Below are 19,297 nucleotides of genomic sequence, written 5' to 3' on the forward strand. Positions count from 1 at the left end.
AGCTAAACATCCTCTACTATATCTTCGGCACTCTGACCAGCAATTTAAGTCTCAGTGGCGCTGTGTATTAATGCTGTGTCTTTCCGCGAATAGAAGCGACCGAACCTGACTCCACTATATTCTCACATGGCTCGAAGCGCCGTTTCAGCGTCTTCCGCTGATTAGATCGAGGACAACCACCTCGATCAGTGGCTGGCGCGCCTCGGGAATCGCGGCCTTCAACATTTCTTTCATCTCTTGGGCGCTCGCGGGCGCGGGAAGCCCGTTGGGCCTGGCCTTCAATCGCCTACCGCTCGCCGAGGGCATATTGCCGAACCACAGGACGCAGTAGATGCCGCGTTGTTCGGAGCGCCAGTCGACGAGATATTGAACATCGAGCTGGTCGGTCGCCGCATCCCAGACATTCGGGTGCCACTGACCTTTGACCTCGATGGGCAATTGCATCGTGCCGCGCGCGAAGGCGAGATCCGCCCGCTTGGTCTGAGGCATGTCCGCCTCCGTAATCCGCTGGATATCGTAGCGGGCCAATTCCGGTCCGATCATCGCCGCCAGCCGGTCGCGGCAGCGGTTCTCGTCGCGCGGAACGCCAGCATCCGTCCAGAATTCTACAACCGTATCGAGATCATCACCGGCGAGCTTGCGCCGCGCGATGTCCATCTCTTCCAGCACTATCGCCTTCAAGTCTTCGATATTGCCGGGCGGTCCGTCGTCGAGGAGCGCTGTCAAATCGCTCGGCGCCAGCCCTGAAAAATCCTCTTCCGCCCGCTTCTGCCGCTGTTCTGCTGCCATGTGCCGGATCAGCTCGGCATAGCCGTCATTGGATCCGGCAACGAGGCGCGCCATGGCTTGGCTTGCTTCGACGCTGGTGTCGCCAGCGATCAGACCAAGCAGGGAGCGCAGAAAGTCAGTTGCGTCATAGTCGTTTGTGTCGCCCGAGCCGACGCCGTTGAGCACTGCGTAGGGCCAATGCCCACGAAACTCGGTAATGATCCATTCCGCCTGTGCGACCGACAGCGGCATCATACCGCCGCCCCGCTCGAATTGGATTCGGTTGCGCAGGAACCAGATGAACCTAGGATGACCTGCACCGATCGTGTTGAGATCCGGCCTCACCAACTCAAAACGCACCAGCACATCAATTGCAAGCCACGACAGCATATGATCGAAATTGCGAAACACCATCGCGGCGCGCGCCTCTGCGATATCGCGCAGTGCATCGACCGCGCCAGCCTGGGTCAGGCAGTCGACCAGCCCTACTTCGACCTGCTCGGGAACGTTGGGAAACGCCGTCAGCCATTCAGCGGCCAGCGCAGCTCCGGTCGCCTGCCAGGCAGGATCGTGGGCGAGCTTGTAGAGCCCGCTGACATGATCGCTGCCGGCTGCCAACGCCGGTTCCATCCAGAGCCGCGCGAATGCGATGCGGGATTCGGCAGTGGGGATGACCTCGGCCTCCAGCGCGGCTTGCAGCCGCTCCTGTTCATTCTCAACGCTCCAGCCGTGATCGTCGTAGCTGAGCAGCAGGGCCGCCAGTTTGAGAGAACCCGGAAGGTCGGCCAAGCTCTTCCCGGTGCGCAGACGCTCATAAAGTCCGGCCATGATCGGGCCGCTGTAGTTATAGAACGTCCCATGTGCGAAACCCTCAGCGATTTCAGCGGCGGTGGGCAGATCGGGGCGATGAAGAACGGCCTCGAATCCGGTCAGTGCGTCGTCACCCAGCGCCGGTCCAAGGAGGCTGACCAGACGCTCGGCCGGCGGCAGGTCATTCGGCAAATCGCGGGATGACATGCCAAGATAGGCTTCGGCGGGCTCGAAGATTGCCGTGAGTCCGCCGGAGCGCAGATCGTCGCGCACCTTTTCCAACTGGTGGCGTACCACTTCGAAGGCCGCCTTCTGCTCGCGCACCCAAATGGCTTCCTTCTTGTCGTGACGGACCTTCCAGGCGGGCTTCTTGGGATTTTCGAGCTTGCGCAGGAACCTAGCCAGTTGCTTGTCGCCGCGCCGGAACGCTTCCGCGGCCAGCCGCACATTGGGATCGAGCCCGCTTGGGCCCCTGGCAATCTGCAACAAGTCCTTCCAATCTTCACGCAGGCCAGCGTCTTTTGTGTCGCCTTCGGCCAAGCGAGCGAGCGCGCAGACAATGTCGCCTGGTCGTGTTGTGAGCCCGACCAAACGGTGTTGTAAATGGTGCTCGGTCGCCCACAGGCTATCCTTGCGGCGGTCAGTCGCAAGAACGTGCTCCTGGACCGCGCGTCGCAACGCATCGTGCGTCGACAATCGGTCGGCCAGGCTCTGGTATTCTTCACGATGGGAGCGATGGGACCGTTCAATGATCTTGAGCCAGCGCCACAGCGCAGGAGCTTGGGCCGGTCCGGTAATGCCTTTATCAATTGCCTGGACGATCAGCTGAGCCACGATGTCTGCTACTTCGCCGGCCTGCCGCCAATCGTCGTTGGTCAAGAGTTCCGCATATTCGGCGATCAAATCCAGTATTCCGGCCAGTCGTGCCGTAGCTATCGTGTCGAACAGGCGCCGATATGGGCGGATTGTGTGGACGCGCCGATCCCTGCGGCGTGGCAGCGGACAACTTGTTAAGCCTAATTCGCCGAACAATGTTGCGACCAGCACCGCGTCTGGCACATCGCCCTCAATGGCTTGGATCAGCTTGCGCGCAAGGCGCGAGGTGTCGCCGCCCTGATCAGCCAAAGCTGCCACCGTCGCCTGCCACCAGGCGCGGTCGCGATATGGCATGAGGGCGTCCGCCGCGTCGGCGCGCTCGGCGTAAAAGCGCTCTCTCGACAGGACGATTACTTCGAGCGTGTCGGCCAGCTCGGCGGCCAGGGATGTGCCCTTCAATCCTTCTATCAAGAGCGAACGCAGATGCACACTGCTCGTTGCCGCCGCGATGATATCTTTGATCTTGGGCTTGAGGGCCGCGATCATCAGGCCCGCCGCCGTCTTGATGTCCCAATCGGCCGACCGGAAATACGGATCGTCGTGAGCGAGCCTGCGCAGCGCCTCGAAAAGACAATCGGCCAGATGCGGGGTCAGCGCAGCGGTCTCCCCATAGCGAAGCACACCGTAGGGGTCTTCGGCGATGATCCGCTCGGCCATTGGCGGGCTATGGTAGCCAAGCCAGGCATGAATGCCGCGCAGACTTGCGGAAACGCCGCCGCTGCCCTGCAATTGTGCCAGAACGCGGCGCTGCGTCCGCGGAGTGGTGGCCTGTCGCGAGAGCCAACGTGCGCCGAGATACTCTGCGATGACGCGGTGAATAAGTTTGGCCCGCGAAGGACCAACGCTGTGAAATAGCTTGCAGGAAAAAATCGCCCGCGCGGCCTTGGCGCTCGGCAGCTTTTCCAAATCTGACAGTCGCAGATCACCTTGCTGAACCTGCGATGCGCCCGCAGCGCTCGCAGCTTCAGCGCCCGAAAACAAAAGGCCAGCAGCAATTGCCCCTGCAGCATCAAGCGCTTCATCCTGAGTGAGTTGGGCCAATCCCATATTCTGGCGATCCGGATCGTGCTCAGGCCAGACCAATGTACAGACGCGCTCGAACAAGGCAGCCCGCGTCCCCGGCAATTGCACGTCGGTCTCGGCGACCCGTCCAGTCAGGCCAAGCGTCAAGGGATTTCGATAAAGCTCTTCCAATCCGTGTAAGGCGAGATGGTCGAGCACATGGTTGGGATCCACGGTTGAATACCGCGCAACGAGATAGGCGCGCGCTTCTGAACGGTTGAAGGGTTCGAGCGTCAGCACAATGGGATCGGCACCGTAGAGTTGGCGCAGGTCCGTTATGCTGCGCGCCTGCCATTCGCGCGAGCGGCACGAGAGGATGAACGGCGGCGAACCGGCCTCTTCGAGCTGGGCGAGGATTGCATCGACGGCGTCGCCCTCGCGCTTGGACATGGCCTCGTCGAGGCCATCAATCAAAATCGGCTTGCCCATCGCCACCAGCTTGGCCGGGTTCTTGCTGTTGATGAACCGGATCGCGGTCACCGGTTCAACGATTAACTGCCGTCCGAGCTCGCGCATGAGCTCGCTCTTGCCCATGCCAGGCTCGCCAAGAACGATCTTGTTACCGGCAAGAGCGAGAAGCCCCGGCTCATCAACCCCGGGGTCGAGTTTGGAAGTATCGCTGATCGTCAGCCGGCGCTTGAAATAGGCCGCGGCCGCATCTTTTGCAGAGGGCTGGGGAAAACCGCTTGTCATCTAAAGTTTCCTGCGGAGAAATTTCAGCTTCAAAATCACCATGAGTCGCCCTGACGTCAGTGACGCATAGCAGGCTGCCGTTGTCGACGCTTTCGCGTTAGCAGGCCCTAATGTTGGGCCGCAAAAAGGCCGTTTCCGCAGCTTAATTGTACCATAAATAGGTCGCAAAGTTATTTTTCGTCCTATTTATGAGACTCCGTGACGAGCAATGGCTTGTCAGAGGGATTTTTGCGCTATAAATGGAGCGCAAAGCGGTAAAAAGTACCATTAATGGAACATGATCATGGCTAAGCCCGCATCGAGGTCTTATTCGCGTTATAGCCGCGACGCCGCGCTGCTCCTAGGGCAACTCATCCGGCGCGCACGCATCGAGCGTCGCATAACTGTCGAGGAGCTCGGTGAGCGTGCCGGTCTATCGCGTGGTCTCGTCCACCGTATTGAACGGGGCGACCTCGGCTGCGCTATCGGCGCTGTCTTCGAGGCCGCGGCCGTCGTGGGAGTAAGGCTGTTCGATAGCGACCTGGCAACGTTTGCCCAGCACATAGCGGCGAACACCGCAACGCTGACGCTTCTTCCCCAGGCCGTACGCACGTCAACCGGTCCGGTGAAAGATGACTTCTGAAAACGCACCCCGCGAGGCTTTTGTCTGGATTTGGCTGCCACAAGCGACGGAGCCGGTTGTTGCCGGACTGTTGACGCGTGACGGCGACAAGCTGCTATTCAATTATGGCCGTTCCTACCTGGCCCGCGAAGACGCGATCGCGATCTACGACCCCGAATTGCCGCTGAAGGCAGGCGGATTGCCGCTGTCGCCTGGTCTTTCGATGCCCAACAGCATTCGCGACGCAGCGCCTGATGCCTGGGGCCGGCGCGTCATCATCAACCTTATCCTGGGCAAAAAGGGCAACGCGATCGATCCCGCGGCGCTGGACGAGCTCACTTACCTGTTGGAGTCTGGATCTGACCGCATAGGCGCGCTCGATTTCCAGGCGTCGCCCAGCAGATACGTTCCACGCCAATCGCGAAGCGCATCGCTGGAGGAGCTTTTGAGCGCTGCCGCCCGCGTCGAAGAGGGTGTGCCGCTGACGTCCGAGCTGGACCAGGCCTTGTTTCATGGAAGCTCCATCGGCGGAGCCCGGCCGAAAGCACTGATCGCCGACGCGGATGCAAAATTCATCGCGAAATTCTCCTCTCAAGGCGACGTCTACAGCGTGGTAAAGGCTGAGTTCATCGCCATGCGGCTTGCCGGCATGGTCGGGATCAATGCGGCACCGGTGCGCCTGACACAGACCGTAGGGAAGGATGTCCTGCTCATCACCCGTTTCGACCGGCAAAAGTCAGGCGATCAATGGCGCCGCCGCAGCATGGTTTCTGCACTGACGATGCTCGGCCTCGATGAGATGATGGCGCGCTATGCCAGCTATGAAGATCTGGCGCCGATCATCCGCCATCGCTTTAGCGATCCAAAGAAAACGCTGAAGGAGCTGTATTCGCGGGTAGTCTTCAATATCCTTTGCGGCAACACGGACGACCATGCCCGCAATCATGCCGCATTTTGGAATGGCTCCGAGCTGGAGCTGACCCCTGCCTACGACATCTGCCCGCAGGCGCGCGCCGGCAACGAGGCGGGCCAAGCGATGTTGATCCTCGGCAACAACCGATCAAGCCAGGTTGCGGTCTGCCTTCAGGCACATGCGGTGTTCCAGTTGTCTAAAGAGGACGCCACCGCGATCGCGGCGGCACAGATCACAACGATCCGCGATCAGTGGGATCGCGTCTGCGAGGAAGCCAATCTTAGCGTCATTGATCGTCAGTTGTTTTGGCGAAGGCAGATCCTCAACCCCTTCGCGCTCGAGGGCGCTCCAGAAAGCCTGAGAGCCCTGCTTCAGTAGAGCAAATTCGCCGTCGCGCGGAGTTCGCAAGACCCGCGATCCGATCAGTGTTGACACGACCCCCGCCTTGACTTCTCACAAGCCTAGCGACGATCGGGCGGCGCGGATTTGAATTGGTCCGTTGCGGTTAAGGCAAAATCGGTTGGTAGCTGCAGTCCGAGCGAGGATGTCAATCGCCTCGGCAGCATGGTCCGCCAGAATTCGCTCTGTTGATCGAGCGATGCCGTATCGCGCTCCAGGTGAAGCTTTGGGCAAGCCCCCCAGCACAGCGGCAGAAAGGAGCATGTGCTGCACTTTTCGTTGCGTGTCGGATCGAACCCGTCCCACCATTGTTCCTGCGTGGCTTGTTGTGCGGTGGATTCTCGATCGAGTTGTCCGACAGCGCGGTGCGGTTCGGTAACCTGGAGGCCGCAATTGTACAGGGATCCATCAGCGCCGATGACGATCGAATCCTCGGCAATCGCAGCACACACGGATCTTCTTGGGTGGGGGTAGCGATCCAATGCGGCTGTCTTGTCGAGATAGATTTCTGGGACGATGGCGCGCACGACATCCCTGGCGGCCTCGAATTCCGCATAAGCCAGCTCAGTCTTGCGGATGAAATCGACCTCGGTTGAGTAAGGCGTCAGTTTAGCGATCTGCAGCGTTGCCTTTGACCCCTTCTCGAACCAGCCGTTTGTCATCCCGAATTCGGCGAGCAAAACGAGATCCGCACTGTTCTTCGTACCCAGGTTGAAACGGATATCAACGGTCACATCCCGTTTGAGAGCTTCAATCAGTCTGATAGCGCCCTGAAACTGATCCTCGCCGGAAAATCCGCGACGGTAGCGCCGTACCTTGTTATGGGATTTGCCAAATCCGTCGAAGGTGACCTGAACGCGCTCAATCATGTGGATGCGGGCGAAAGCCAAGGGATCGCCAGGCCACAGTGTGCCGTTGGTCAAGATCGACGCTGAGTACCGCCGTCCCAACTGATTGCAGAGTGCCTGGAGCCGTGACGATGCCTTTTCCAGAAAGGCCCGATTCAACATCGGCTCGCCGCCATACCAATCAATGTGTAGGGCTGGCTTGCCGGAAGCAGTCAGAATGTTTTCAACGCGCTCGACGATCTTATCGACATTGCCAAACTCAAGCGTGGATTCGTCCCGCTTCTGAAAACAGTAGAAGCACCCTAGATTGCAATTGTTGGTCGTAGTGATGGTCACAATGATTGGGGACTCTGCCTTGGTCTGCAGGAAGAGCTCCCGAATTTGCTTTATTTCGTCGAACCCCGGCTCAACAACAAATCCACCGCTCAGCAAGGATTGCGACAGCGCTTCCCCTAGATTGGTGAGATCGATTTTTGCGGGGTGCCTGCAAAGAGCGAAGCCGAGATCGGCAGCATCGCTCCCCGCAAAATGACGCGACGCTCCCGTTCGCGCATTGTAAAGAATGATACTGCCGGTCTTTGTAGGGATCGAGAAATTGTAGCGTGATGTGGAGTACATGGCACGCTGCCAACCGTCAGCTCTGCTCGATCAGGGCCACGCAGTAGGTTGCGTCATAGCCGCAAAGTGTCGCAAGCGGCTTTGAATTGCCCTTTTCGTCGGAAACGCTGACTTCAACCTGCTCTATGGTTACGCCCGGCTTGACCTTGATTGTAGGCTCGCGGTCAGCAGATTCGATGAGAGTAATCTTCGTCATGACTTACGATCCCTCCTCGTGAAGACCCACACCCGCATAGTCTGCCCGAACTGGCGACTTGGCAAGTAAAATCGAGTCGCGCTAATTTCGCGATGCAGAGCCCCGGACGGCTAATGCTTCGTGGATCGTCGAAGATTGTTAGCCGCGGAAGAAATCGGTCACATTGGCTCGGGGTGAGCGAGCCGTTTCCGCGCCAGCGGCCCCCGCAATGACCTTTTGCAGGATTAGCGGGGTCAAGAGCCCGATCTGGAATGCAGTCAATGCTTGCGCCTGACTGCCAAAATTCAACCAAGTGAAAGCGCCGGATACAAATATCATCAGCGCTGTGATAATCCAGTAGAGTGCACTTTTCAGGTATTCTGGAAATCGCGGATTTGTCCTTAGGCCATACCAATGAACAAGCTCAGCGACGAACCCTCCGAAAATACCAACCAGGAAAACGCCGAGCGCAGTGGTCAAAGCTACTCCGCCGCTCATGATCAATCCTCCAGCGATGTGCATCCTTCCGGAAGCGTTTGTAGTATAGCTGCCGATCGCTTTTCCAGCCCTATCTACATGAGTTCACGGTCTCGGCTTCGCTATTCTGTGGAGGGAGCCTCCGCGCTGGCCAATGCGATCGCCGTTCTGGCTTCCAGCGATGCCCCCACAGGGCTTTACGACGAGAACCTTACCCGCAAGTCGCTTGAAGCGATGTTTCGAGAGATTGGCGCGAGTGAAGAAGTCGGAGGCTGCGAACTCATCCTGGTCCTTTCGGGTCATGGTGACCAGAGCACGGACCAGACCTGGTTCTGCACCTATGAGGCTAATCCTGACCAAATAGACCTCACCGGCGCCGGGCTTGCCGATCTTGTCATGCTTGCCAGACCGGCGAAGGTCTCGGCGGTTTTTGACTTTTGCCATGCCGGCGGCGTTGCGAAGGACTTTCGGGCAGCGCTATCGGGTCGACTTGGCGACGACAACATCCTGGTCCTCTCCGGCGCCACTTCGCAGCAATTGGCTTACGAGCACCCTGCTCTCGGCCGAGGCCTGTTCACGATTGCCCTGCACGAAGCGCTCGTAGACAAGCGGCTCTTTGCACTGGCCGCAATGCCCGGGACCGCTACGCAGCCGTCGCCCGGGGGATCGGCGTCGAGCGACCTGGCGCGGCTCTTTGTTTTCGCGAGGGAGCGTACCGAGCAACTTGCCTACCTCTTCGCCGGCGGTCGCAGGCAGTCGCCGGAGCTTTGTGGCTCCGGCCATCTTGCGCTCGAATGGTCCGACAAGACCATTGGGCCGCCCTTAGCCCCCGAACCCAGACGAGCCTTGGCTGGAAGGGTACGGCGCGTTTTCGGTTGGAGTGCAGCGCTTGTAGTCGCCATCTGCATGCTCCTGTACTTCCTGCAATATCACATCGCCGTGCAGCCGAACGGCTGGATCGAGGTACGCCCCGGCCCGCCATGGATGTCCTCATTGCTTCCGAGCGCGATGGGATCGGGAGTGCAGTTGGCGATTGCCGCCGACGATCTCGAACCTGCTTCGCCGCGTTGGGACGAGCAACGCATCAAGGCGCGGACAGCCCTGATGCGCGGCGGTGTAGGTGGGCTTGTCAGTCACCCGATAGGCGACCAGGAAAACTGGGAATTCCGGCTATCGTCCGAATTGTCTAAGGACGCCGGTCGACGGCTGCATTTTGTCTCTTCGCGCAGCGGTGTGATTGACGTCTGTGATTCCAAGGACGTCAAGCGCGACCGATTGTGGGATTACCAGTTTGCGCTCGAAGCTGCGCTGCTTGATCGAGCGCGGTCTTGCCCCGCGACATATTTCCTTTTGAACGGTCCAGAAATCGATGATCTCTACAACGTCGACGACGTGCGAACGGTCGCCGACTATGGCCTATCGGAGCTTTCCGATCAGGCTGTGCGGACTTACCTCGCCGGGCTTGCCCTGGCTTTTGGTGAGCTCCGGGACGAGGACGCGCGGCGACGCTCGTTGGAGGCCGCTATCCTGTTGACCTCCGTTCGGGCAGAACGCGACGTTGTCAGACCATCGGACTGGCTCGCCTTTCTACGGTTCGTCGAGGATGTGGCGGGAAGTCCCAAACTCACCTTGGCGCCGAACGCCGCGGTCTTTCCACGCTTGGCCAGGTGCGCGGCGAGTTGGTGCGAGCTTTCGACAAAAATCGTCGAATACTTCGCTGCTGGCCCGCAAGCGTCGGGCATGGGCAACGGAGCCGGAATGATGATGTGGTTGATGGCAAAGGACTCCGAAAGACAAGCCGCAGAGGGCTCCGCCACCAGCTCCTGGTCACTTCCACCAATATTGCTGCTCGCCCGCCGCGGCGAACTTAACGGACGTGATCTCGATCTGATCATTCGGCGATACGGCTTGCTCGTTATCAACCACGACATGTTCTGGGTGGACCCGACCTGGTTGCCACGTTTCGCGCGCGTGCTTCCGCTAAGCGAGGAGTGGAGCACACCGTTGTGGGGTTGTGTACTTGGCACGTCTGGTAAAAATTCGTCCTGCTTGCCGATTGATGCCAGCCTTGCTGCGCGCGTGCTAGCGGCTCAAGGTCGCTTCCTCAGTGCCGAGGCGTTAGCTCAATTGGTCCTTCGACTGGACAACGGCATCAAGCAAGACCGTGATGTCGCGGCATACGCGTCCGAGATGGTAGACCTAGCATGTTGGACGCCCATGCCAGATCGATGGGTTTCAGGGTTGGAAAAAGGCGTTGAGTACGACATTCAGATAGCACCGCCACGCAGCGCCGATCCGCTTACCGGGGTCCAAATCGTTGAGGTGACGGATGTGTCAGTCGCGCAGGCGCTGTCGGCGGCTTTGAGGAGCGATCATGGGAGTTCGCCAGCAACGATCAACCTCCTCGTAAGGTACGCCTCCAACCACTTCTCTTACGCAGGCCTTGATGTCCTTTATCGCGCGCTGGCGCACAAACTGCGACCGACGGGCGACCCAAGCGGATTCGACCTTGTGCGCTCGCTCCAGGACTTCGCACCGGACGCACAAGCAAGAGCGGTCCTTTTGCGGGCCCTGTCAATTACAAGACCGCGCAGTCTGCTTACCGACGCGCGCATCGCGGATGGATCGGTCTTCTGGCGTCTCGATGCGGTTCTTGCCGCGCGCCGCCAACTTGGCGACTACCAATTTGAAGAAGACCAATATTGCGAGTAGCAACGGCGACGATTTTGGCCGCGCGCCAGCCGAAGGAGCTTCATCCCATAGGGATCTGGCTCGCCCCGGTTTCTCCCAGTCAAAGCGATAATGCATCAGTCATAAGGAACAACGAATGCCATTGCTCTTCTGCAACATTGCATGGATGAACCACTATGCCGGCAGGGATCCGAACGATCCTCCGAAAGGCGGCGGCGGGTTTCCAGTTCTGGAAGGCTTTTGCGGTGAGGAGTTGAACTTCGTTGCCTGTGAAGATGGGTATGTCTACGGCCACTTCGAAACCATCAAGGGCGAAGAGGATCGGCAGGTCAACATCCAGCGCCTTGGGGCCGGTCCCGAGGACGACTTCCTCGATGGCGTCGATATAGTCTGGACGGCTCCGACACAGGGGAGCGATCCGCGCTGTGTGGTCGGTTGGTACCGAAACGCGCGCATCTACCGTCATCGACAAAAATTCAACGGCCAATTCCCATCGGTGCGGCACGTGGAGGATGAAATCACCAGCTTCCGTGTCAAGGCCAGGATCAAGGACGTCAGGCTGTTGCCTTCATCGGAACGACGCATGAAGCTTGAGCGAGGTCCCGGTTGGAGCGGCCAGGTCAGTTGGTGGTACGCGGAAGATACGAAAAACCGCAATGCGCGCGATTTTGTCCGGTCTGTCAGAAAACTTCTTGAGGGCGAGCGTGAAACTAGGCGCCCGTCGTCGGCAACCCGCAGAAAACGACGAGCTGGGGAAGCTGCATCCAATGCGTATTCGCGTTATGTGGAAAAATATGAAGCCGTGGTCCATCCCCGCCACAACAGATTGCAAAGACGGTTCGAAGCCTATCTTAAGGATCGGTTTCCTGGCGTGACCTTCCCGGCCACCTTCTGCGACGACTTAAGGTACGTAGCTGACAAGCGAGATGAGGTCATGGTTGAGATCAAACCAACCGAACCGTCGACCCTTAGGTTCGCGATTCGAACAGCCATTGGGCAACTTCTTGACTATCGGCAGCACCAGCGGTGGAACGGCAAACAGTTGATAGTTGTAGAGACTGAAGTGACGAACGCTGATGATCGAGCGCTGGCGTTCGACAACGGTTTCGGCCTAGCGTGGCCGATCAAGGATGGCGGTTTCGCATTTGCTTGGCCACCCAAGCGTCGGCAGGCTGTCATTTAATCAGCAAGGTTCACGCCGGGGACACTGCCAGCCGCATTTTGGAGTGTGCCGGCGCGGCGACAAGCTGGTTCACGTTTATCACCCCAAACGCAGCAAAAGCGATATCGGGCAAGATGCGAAGGGTTTGTCCAGAAAGAGGCCAGACACGCTGCTTATGCCAAACTCATGGATGCCATCTTGGCGCCAAAGCGGTTGTCATCTCTGGGCAAGCAATCCCAAGCGCCTGCCAAAGCGCCGACGTCAGCGCGGGGTCATCAACGGAACCGCGCTTTCGTCGAGGGACAATGGCGTACAAGACGGAAGCACCGAAATGACCGCGATAGCGACCAAAGGCAGTGCGGTGCTGGAGAAAGTTCGTGACCCTGAGACGGTTTAACAGGGCGGCCGAAGGAGCATCAGCATAGCGCCGACGCAAGGCGGGATGCGGGACCGACAGCCCCCGGCGAGGGGCGCCAAATGAAACGCCGCCAATGCCGACTCGCCGACCCATCTTTGGTTCGACCGAGCAATTCTACATGTGCGCATCGCTCCCATTGGCTTCTGCAAATGACCGCGCTGCTTTCACCAACCATCACACAGCCTGCGCGCACAAGTACGGCAGAGGCCGACTAGGTCGGCCTTAGGGGATAGACCGCACCTTTAGGAGGTTCTGGCTGCCGCGATTGGCGCGCGCTCAAACTTGCACTACATATTCACCCTTGGGCAATTGCGTATCATCAGGAGAATATATTTTGAGCGAGGAAAAAGAAGCTGAGCAAGCCGATCTGGTCGGACTGACCGCGGATATCGTCTCGGCATACGTTGCCAAAAATGCCCTGCCAGTGACCGGTCTCCCAGATCTCATCAGTCTAGTTCATTCGACACTGTCGGGCATCGGTCATCCAACGGCAGCCCAAGAGCCGATCGCGCAGCCTGCGGTCAATCCAAAGAGATCGGTGACGCCTGACTTCATCATTTGCTTGGAGGATGGGAAAAAGTTCAAGTCGCTGAAGCGCCACCTCAGTGTTCATTACGGGCTGACGCCTGAGCAATACCGTGAAAAGTGGGGGCTGGCGCGAGAGTACCCGATGGTCGCGCCGAATTACGCGGCCCAACGCTCTGCATTGGCAAAGTCCAGCGGGCTTGGGCGGAAGCCGGGGGCCAAGGCGACGCAAAAGGCAACGACCAAGCGAACATCACCGCGCCGTTAGCGCTACGCGAACGGTCTTGATAGGCCGCAACGAAAATTTTGCGGCCCGCGGGACCAATCGCTTCAGAAGGTGCGCAGACGTGCAGGTGGCGCTCGCCTGGTGAACGCTTGGGCCCATTTCAGGTCAAATCACAGGCAGCTTCTTTTCGCCCTTGAATATGTCGTGATCGTCCGGTGCCGCCTGGCTCCAACTTGCGTCCGGATCGGCGAAGAACATTTGTCGCTTGTGACACTTGGCATTGTCGTCGGCATAGTAGGCGATGAGCCATTTGCCCGATGGATCAAGTATCCCAACCTTGGCTTCGCCACCCAACTTTTCGATCTTGTTGATGATGTCGCGAGAGTAGAAGTGGCGAAATATCCGGTCAAACTCTGTCAGGTAGATATCAGCGACCCGGGTGTCGCCGCGGATCAACAGCATGTTCTCGTCATTTGCGGTAAGGGAGCCTCCGGAAAAATTCGCCGATCCTGTGCAGATCAGCGGATCCTGAGATAGAGGATCGATCAGCAGGAATTTGGTGTGGATGAAAAAGACGAATCCATCGCCGCTCTGGCGTTCCAGTTCCTCATCGAGAAACCAACTTTCGATCTTGAAATGAGGTATCGGCACGATCTTGGTGACTTTTTTTCCCGTGGCGCTACGCCCAGTCCGCTCTTCAACTTCCATCTTCTCTTTGCCAAGGATGGCGCCGTACGAGAATTGCAGATCGGCTGGATTCTCCTGCTGTGCCTTTTCGATTGCCTCGGTCGGAGGCCGCTCGAGCAAAATGAACCGCATCGACGGCCCTTTCGCGGCCATGGGCGCCAGAATCTTGGGATCGACGGAAAAGGCACCCGTAAACATGGAGGACGTTTTTGCGTCCGCGATACGCGCGCCGTACCAATCGAGCATTCGCGTGCTGGTGCGCGGTGAAAACACAAGCGTGACGCCAGGACCGACAAGATTGGCTGGGTTGGGGGTCAGACCGACAGCTGCAACCGTTGCGTGGTCGTCATCGGGATCGCTGGTGAGACCGGTCCAGAATTTAAAATAGGTTTTTGCAACCCCGGCATCGGTCACCTTATGTCCGACGTTCGTCTGCCCCAGAAAGCCGGAGGGCGTGAAGTTGGTCGAGCCTGTCCAGACCGAGACAGGGTCGGTCCCGCCAGCAAGACGCACGATGAACTTGTTGTGGGGGATTTTGGTTTTCGTGCGCCGAAACAGTATCGTGCGGTTGCCAACCTTCTCCGCTAGCCCAGCCAGTTCTGCGTTCGCGTTGTTGACCTTTGTGTCGTGGAACACTATGCGTACGTCGACGCCACGGTCGATAGCAGCCTTCAACTCCTTCGCGAAGCGCAAATATGTGAACTCATAGGCCGCCACGCGCAGCCCATCGCCCGCGGGTGTCTCCCGAATATGGGCGATACACGCTTCAAGCAGGCCGCGCGACAACCACGCGACCTCCTTGTTTTCCGGATCGTTATACTCGTCGTCGCCGAGCGCCTTGTTGCCGAACTTTTCGGCGAAGGCCTGGCTGGCGATGGCACCACGATTGAACCAGATACCATGTCTGCCGTCGTCTTCTGCCTCGGTGGTAATGTCGATACTTGCGGTATGGCGGGCTTCAAGCGCACCCGGCTCGCCGAACATGGCCGAGACTTCAAATTCATATCTGGTCTGCGGATTGGCCTGATAGTCGCTCCACATAAAGCTTTGAATCGGATGCTCGTTCGTGAAGAACCGCGGTATCTTGCCATCCTCCGCAGCCTTGACGCCCTGCGGGAACAGCTTCTCGAATATCTTCAGTCCTGTCAGCCACGACCATTCACCACCATTGACGCGGCGTCGAAACGCGAAGCCTCTCAACCCCCGCGCATCCGCCTTGGACAGATCCAGCGCCAGCAACACGACGCGTGTCCCCGCAATGGCGTGCACTTTCAACTTGCCGTTATCGGATGCCCCCATTTTCCGCATTCTTCCCTCCTCATGGCAATGCTGAACGGGATTATCTCTCCCAAACCATGACATTGAATTTCAAGTTCTGAATGGAATCAATCATGCTTATGGCAAAAATTTGTGGCATGTGACCACATGTTAGTTAGCCAGATACTTGATGGCGCAGAATATGGCGACACTACAGCGGGCTCACACTTCAACGTCAGCAATAATTGCCGCCGCTCGGCATGGGTGGTGGCGGGCAAATTTTCATTGCGGTTGCGCCGAAACAGGTTTGTGCGTGCGATTGCCGGTTCTTTCCGGAAGGAACGACGATCGATGAAGGCACAGATTCAGGCCAACTATGAAGAGCGCCTCGGGCGCTATGCCGCGCTTGTCCATGGGAACAACCCACCGGGTCTGGTGATCAAGCTGGCAACGTATTCGTCCCTATTGAAACAATGCGAAGAGCACGGGGACAGGCTCTGGCGAATAGAACCACTACTTTACCAGATCATGCGCTCGATCGAAGTCGATCTCCATCTTGCCACTGCCAAGCTGCTTGAAAGTCCAAGGCGCAGCGACCGCAGCTTATTCAGGTTCCTCGAGTTTTGCCTCGACAACCAGATGCACATCGCCTGGAAATCGGGGACACCATCTCCAAGCCTGATCAAGGAACAGCTCAATGAGCTGGAAGCCCACAGGACGACGATTGCGATGATCATGGGCCGGCGGGACAAGTTCTTCGCGCATCTCGATAAGCGCTATTTCAGTGATCCGAATGCCATCTACGCCGACTACCCCTTGGACGAGTCCGCTGTAGTCGCTCTGGTGAATTGCGTGATCGGCATCATTTCATATCACCAACGAAACCTTGATGGTGCCATGGCCTTCCATGTCGGTGAGTTCTACCAGATCGCAGTCGAAAATATCGTGCGCAATCTCGAAGCTGGGCGAAAAGTGAATTTTCCGGGCCAGTTGGACTGAGAGCGATCGGCTCGACGCCAATGACGCCTGGGGCGGATTTCAAGAAGGCGCTCAAAATCATGACATTCGGAAAAGTACCGCACCTATCCGCGTATCTTTGACTACGAGGCAATGGCCAAAATTGCTTCGGAGGTGAACTCCTACCTGGTGGCCGACATCGCCCACATCAGCGGCCTCGTTGTCGCAGGAGTGCACCCCAATCCTGTAGGCCATTGCGATGTGGTCACCAGCACCTCTCACAAATCGATACGCGGTCCCCGCGGTGGCTTCATACTGTCAAGGAATGAAGACCGCTATCAGGCACTCTATCATTCCAAGAGCAAACACAATCTGGCCAAACGCATAGACCGTGCCGTGTTCCCTCTCCTGCAGGGCGGACCGCACATGAATACGATTGCAGCGCTAGCTGTCGCTCTGCACGAAGCAGGGAATCCGTCGTTCCGAGTGTACGGTCAGCAGATCGTCAACAACGCCAAGGCTCTGGCCCAGGCGCTTCTGGAGCGAGGTTATGAACTCGTCACGGGGGGCACTGACAATCACATGCTGATCCTTGATCTACGGGACCGGCCGCTGTCCGGGAAAGCCTATGCCGAGCGCTTGTCGCAAGCAGGTATCATCACGAATTTCAACATGGTGCCGGGCGACCGGCGGCATCCCGCGCTCACCAGCGGCATTCGGTTAGGCACGCCAGCAGTGACGGCCGACTTCTGCGCTGCGTTCGACGTACCTGGCATCTCCGACAGATAAGATGGCCGGATCAGCTGTCACATTTAATTCCAACGTTTGAAGCGAGGATATTCCATGACCAGACAATTCGTGTTCTCCTCCGAATCCGTCGGCGCGGGACATCCCGACAAGATGGCCGACAATATCTCAGATGGCGTCCTCGATGCGATTCTTCGCAAGGATCCTCAGGCTCGCGTTGCTTGTGAAGCGTTGGTGAAGTCAGGGATGGTCGTTCTGGCTGGCGAGATCACCAGCCACGCGCAGATCGACTACAGCCAAGTTGCCCGCGATATCATTTTGGACATTGGATATGACGACGATGCGATCGGCTTTGACGGGCCGTCGTTGCGCGGTGATCTTGGCCCTGACCGAGCAGTCGCCTGACATCAGCCAGGGGGTCGACGAGGGACGAGGGCAGGATCTCGAGCAGGGAGCGGGAGATCAGGGCCTCATGTTCGGGTACGCATGCAACGAGACCGAAACATTAATGCCTTTGCCAATCCAACTTGCTCACGATTTGACGAAAAAACAGGCAGAGGTGCGCCAAACTGGACGCCTTGGCTGGCTCCGCCCGGACGTTAAATCTCAGGTGTCCGTCCGCTATGAAGGTTTGCGACCGGTAGCGCTCGATACCATAGTCCTGTCGACGCAGCATGATGATGAGGTCTCACAGGCCACCGTCCGCGAAGGCGTCATTGAGGAGATCATAAGGCCGGTCTTGCCCCATGACCTGGATACGACGGGAATAAGGTTCCTGGTCAATCCAACCGGCCGGTTCGTGGTCGGCGGGCCGCGAGGCGATTGCGGGCTTACCGGCCGCAAGATCATCGTCGATTCCTACGGCGGCATGGGGCGTCACGGCGGCGGTGCCTTTTCGGGCAAGGACCCGTCCAAGGTTGATCGGTCGGCCGCCTATGCCGCGCGGTACGTCGCAAAAAACGTCGTTGCCAGCGGACTTGCGGAGGTGTGCGAGGTTCAGCTTGCTTACGCGATCGGTGTGGCCGCACCGGTCTCAGTCCTCATCAATACATTCGGAATCGCAAAGATTGATGAAAAACGGATCGAACGCGCCGTCCTTGAGCTTTTCGATCTCCGGCCGAAAGGCATCATCAAGGCGCTGGATCTCTTACGGCCGATTTACCGCAAGACCGCGACATACGGACACTTCGGCCGCGAAGAGCCGGAGTTCACCTGGGAAAAGACGGACAGAGCTGACGACCTGTCGCGTGAGGCAGGACCCGCAGCTGCTTGATGCGTCGGTATTGGATCCTTTCGGCAAAGGACGACCCATTCCACACTCGAAAGAAACACCCCGGGCCGGCGTGGCAAGAAGCCGGCTCGGGTTTTTGGCGGAGATTTTGATGCCGGATTATGACGTGCTTTGCATCGGCAATGCCATTGTCGACATCATTGCCCAGTGCGACGAGGAATTCCTGGAGACCAACGGCATCATCAAGGGCGCGATGAACCTCATCGACACCCACCGCGCCGAACTGCTCTACAGCCGCATGGGCCCGGCGATCGAAGCCTCCGGCGGCAGCGCCGGCAACACGGCGGCCGGCGTCGCCAGCTTTGGCGGCCGCGCCGCCTTCTTCGGCAAGGTCTCCAACGATGCGCTGGGCGAAATCTACGCGCACGACATCCATGCACAGGGCGTCGCCTTCGACACCACGCCGCTCAAGGGCGAGCCGCCGACGGCGCGGTCGATGATCTTCGTCACCCCTGACGGCGAGCGTTCGATGAACACCTATCTCGGCGCCTGCGTCGAGCTTGGGCCGGAGGATGTCGAGGCCGATAAGGCTTCTGGCGCCAAGGTCACCTATTTCGAAGGCTATCTGTGGGACCCGCCGCGCGCCAAGGAAGCGATCCGCCAGACGGCGAAGCTGGCGCACGCGGCAGGCCGCGAAGTGTCGATGACGCTGTCGGATTCGTTCTGCGTCGACCGCTACCGCGACGAATTCCTCGAGCTGATGCGTTCGGGCACGGTCGACATCGTCTTTGCCAACAGCCACGAGATCAAATCGCTCTACCAGACATCCTCGTTCGACGAGGCGCTGGCGCAGATCCGCAAGGATTGCCAGATCGCCGCCGTGACCCGCTCGGAAAAAGGCTCCGTGATCGTGCGCGGCGACGAGACGGTGGTGATCAAGGCGACCGCCATCAAGGAACTGGTCGACACGACGGGCGCCGGCGATCTCTATGCCGCCGGCTTCCTGCATGGCTACACGCAAGGCCGCGACCTGCAGACCTGCGGCGACCTTGGCTCACTGGCGGCCGGCTTGGTGATCCAGCAGATCGGCCCCAGGCCTCGGCAGAATCTGTGCCGCGAGGCTGAGCAGGCGGGGTTGTTGTAGGGGGCATATCGG

Annotated in this window: 11 protein-coding genes and 2 pseudogenes; 9 read left to right on the top strand and 4 right to left on the bottom strand. The window is 58.6% G+C overall.

Annotated features, from left to right (window positions below; translation table 11 throughout):
* Positions 1-144 precede the first annotated feature (144 nt).
* Positions 145-4,209 (bottom strand): hypothetical protein, encoded by a 4,065-nt coding sequence (locus A9K65_RS30600; RefSeq protein ID WP_064993343.1) that lies wholly within the window; start codon positions 4,207-4,209, stop codon positions 145-147.
* A gap of 283 nt (positions 4,210-4,492) precedes the next feature.
* Here A9K65_RS30600 and A9K65_RS30605 point away from each other — a divergent pair, with 283 nt between their 5' ends.
* Entirely contained in the window at positions 4,493-4,831 is a 339-nt protein-coding gene (locus tag A9K65_RS30605) for a helix-turn-helix transcriptional regulator (RefSeq protein ID WP_064993359.1), read from the top strand.
* A complete protein-coding gene (locus tag A9K65_RS30610) occupies positions 4,821-6,101 on the top strand; it encodes a HipA domain-containing protein (protein WP_064993344.1) in 1,281 nt (426 codons plus the stop codon). Before A9K65_RS30605 ends, A9K65_RS30610 begins: the two co-directional genes overlap by 11 nt.
* Positions 6,102-6,184: 83 nt before the next feature.
* On the opposite strand, the gene A9K65_RS30615 is transcribed toward A9K65_RS30610, so the two are convergent.
* Together A9K65_RS30615 and A9K65_RS30620 are read right to left on the bottom strand one after the other, a co-directional pair.
* Positions 6,185-7,588, bottom strand: a complete 1,404-nt coding sequence (locus A9K65_RS30615) for a radical SAM protein (protein ID WP_064993345.1) — start codon at positions 7,586-7,588, stop codon at positions 6,185-6,187.
* Positions 7,589-7,604: 16 nt separating this feature from the next.
* Positions 7,605-7,784, bottom strand: coding sequence for a hypothetical protein (locus A9K65_RS30620; RefSeq protein WP_064993346.1), 180 nt, complete (start codon positions 7,782-7,784; stop codon positions 7,605-7,607).
* A gap of 393 nt (positions 7,785-8,177) precedes the next feature.
* Here A9K65_RS30620 and A9K65_RS30630 point away from each other — a divergent pair, with 393 nt between their 5' ends.
* From A9K65_RS30630 to A9K65_RS30640, 3 genes are all read left to right on the top strand, one after another.
* Complete coding sequence (locus A9K65_RS30630) at positions 8,178-10,952, top strand: caspase family protein (protein ID WP_140698301.1); 2,775 nt, start codon at positions 8,178-8,180, stop codon at positions 10,950-10,952.
* 115 nt (positions 10,953-11,067) lie between these two features.
* Complete coding sequence (locus A9K65_RS30635) at positions 11,068-12,114, top strand: hypothetical protein (protein ID WP_064993349.1); 1,047 nt, start codon at positions 11,068-11,070, stop codon at positions 12,112-12,114.
* 731 nt (positions 12,115-12,845) lie between these two features.
* A complete protein-coding gene (locus tag A9K65_RS30640) occupies positions 12,846-13,304 on the top strand; it encodes a MucR family transcriptional regulator (RefSeq protein WP_064993350.1) in 459 nt (152 codons plus the stop codon).
* 123 nt (positions 13,305-13,427) lie between these two features.
* Here the strand turns inward: A9K65_RS30640 and A9K65_RS30645 are convergent, their stop codons facing one another.
* Positions 13,428-15,257 carry a phospholipase D-like domain-containing protein gene (locus tag A9K65_RS30645; RefSeq protein ID WP_176479562.1) on the bottom strand — a complete coding sequence of 610 codons (1,830 nt, stop codon included), beginning with the start codon at positions 15,255-15,257 and terminating at the stop codon, positions 13,428-13,430.
* A gap of 117 nt (positions 15,258-15,374) precedes the next feature.
* Here A9K65_RS30645 and A9K65_RS30650 point away from each other — a divergent pair, with 117 nt between their 5' ends.
* The 4 genes and pseudogenes from A9K65_RS30650 (at position 15,375) to A9K65_RS30665 (ending at position 19,285) form a co-directional block, all read left to right on the top strand.
* A complete protein-coding gene (locus A9K65_RS30650; protein ID WP_198327536.1) occupies positions 15,375-16,205 on the top strand; it encodes a hypothetical protein in 831 nt (276 codons plus the stop codon).
* 84 nt (positions 16,206-16,289) lie between these two features.
* Positions 16,290-16,952 (top strand): annotated as a pseudogene (gene glyA, locus A9K65_RS30655) (serine hydroxymethyltransferase); the annotation flags it as partial.
* 54 nt (positions 16,953-17,006) lie between these two features.
* Positions 17,007-18,183: pseudogene (gene metK / locus A9K65_RS30660) on the top strand (methionine adenosyltransferase).
* A 109-nt stretch (positions 18,184-18,292) separates the two neighbouring features.
* Positions 18,293-19,285: an adenosine kinase gene (locus A9K65_RS30665; RefSeq protein ID WP_086081358.1), complete on the top strand. Its 993-nt coding sequence runs from the start codon at positions 18,293-18,295 to the stop codon at positions 19,283-19,285.
* The last annotated feature ends 12 nt before the right edge of the window (positions 19,286-19,297 follow it).

The sequence above is a fragment of the Mesorhizobium sp. WSM1497 genome (assembly GCF_001672455.2).
In the GTDB taxonomy this organism is placed as follows: Bacteria; Pseudomonadota; Alphaproteobacteria; order Rhizobiales; family Rhizobiaceae; genus Mesorhizobium; species Mesorhizobium ciceri.